Raw genomic sequence first — 1,568 nt, forward strand, 5'->3', positions numbered from 1 at the left:
TCGGCGATTTCCTCGACGGTGCCGAAGCGGCGCAGCGCCACTTCGCGCTTGATCCAGCGTTCCCAGGCTTCGGGGCGCTCCTTGGTGTTTTTGTCCCAGACACCGCCCTCGAAAAGAATGTTGCCGGGCGCAATCGCGTTGACGCGGATGCCCTCCTTGCCGACGAAGCGGGCGAGCTGGCGCGTCTGGTGATTGATGCCGGCTTTCGAGGCCGCATAGGTCAGCGCCGTGCCCATCGCATCGACGCCGGCGATCGACGAGATGAAAATGAGGTTCACGCCCGCGCGTTCGGCGGCCGGCCGCGCCAGCATGCGGCGCAGCGCCTCGCGGCCCAGATAGGCCGAGCCGAACAGGTTCTGCCGCATGTCGGCTTCCCAGTCTTCGTCGGAGACGTCGAAGCCCAGGGGCGCGCGCGAGAGGCCGACATTGGCGATGGCGCAGTGAAGGGGCCCAAGCTTTGCCTCCGCCGCGTCGAGCGCCATGGCGATGTCGGCCGACGCCGTCATGTCGCCGGCGATGGTGGTGAGATTTTCCGCTTTCGCGCCTGCGGCGATCAGCGCGTCGCGGGAGGCATCGAGCGCCTCGACGCCGCGCCCGGTCAGCGCCACTTTCGCGCCCTCGGCGGCAAAGGCATGCGCCATGCCGAGGCCGATGCCACGGCTCGCCCCGGCGATGAAAACATGTTTGCCCTTCAGTTCCAGATCCATGTCCGCCCTCCCTTTTGTTCCGGAAGCCTAGCGGCACGGCGCGCATCCGGCAAAGCCCCCTTGGCGGACGCAACGTCAATTCACGGCGAGACACAAGGGCGCCGGGCGTTCCCTTGTGGGCGCGCCTGCCGCTGCCTAGACTTCCGCCAACAAGAAATCGCGGGAGGAACGCCTCATGGATTACAGCCAGATCACGGTCGAAAAGCGCGGCGCCGTTTGCCTGATCACGCTCAACCGGCCCGACAAGCTCAATGCCTGGACGCCGCGCATGGCGGAGGAACAGGCGCATGCGATCATGGCGGCAAACGACGACGCGGATATCGGCGCCATCGTGATGACGGGCGCGGGCCGTGGCTTTTGCGCCGGGGCCGACATGGACGCGACCTTCAAGACGCGGCTCGACGGCAAGGACCCCGGCAACGACACGGCCGGCGGTTCGGGCGGCATGCCGGCCGGCGTCGACTGGATCGAGCTGGTGCGTTCGTCGAAGCCGATGGTCGCCGCCGTCAACGGCCCCGCCGTCGGCATCGGCGTCACGATGATCCTGCCCTTCGACACGATCGTCGCCGCCGAGGAAGCCAAATTCGGCATGGTGTTCGTGAAAGTCGGCATCGTGCCGGAACTCGCCTCGTCGCATTTCCTCGTGGCGCGCATGGGCTGGGGCAACGCCAACGAGATGATGCTGACGGCGCGGCTTTATCCGGCTTCGGAAGCGCGCGAAAAGGGCTTGTGCGAATATGTGGTGCCGCAGGCCTCGCTTCTCGACAAGGCTTTCGAGATCGCCAATCTGATGGCCGAGAACCCGTCGCGGCAGTTGCGCATGACCAAGCAGCTCCTCACGCAGAATGCCAGCGAGACCGA

Annotated in this window: 2 protein-coding genes; one reads left to right on the top strand and one right to left on the bottom strand. The window is 66.5% G+C overall.

Translation table 11 applies throughout. The features are described 5' to 3' along the window. The coding region (locus WEB61_RS16575; RefSeq protein ID WP_368065449.1) for an SDR family NAD(P)-dependent oxidoreductase at positions 1 to 707 on the bottom strand (707 nt) is incomplete at its 3' end. Positions 708 to 882: 175 nt separating this feature from the next. Between WEB61_RS16575 and WEB61_RS16580 the strand changes: the two genes are divergently transcribed. Continuing rightward, the coding region (locus WEB61_RS16580) for an enoyl-CoA hydratase/isomerase family protein (RefSeq protein ID WP_368065450.1) at positions 883 to 1,568 on the top strand (686 nt) is incomplete at its 3' end.

The organism is Parvibaculum sp. (assembly GCF_040882025.1).
Lineage (GTDB): Bacteria > Pseudomonadota > Alphaproteobacteria > Parvibaculales > Parvibaculaceae > Parvibaculum.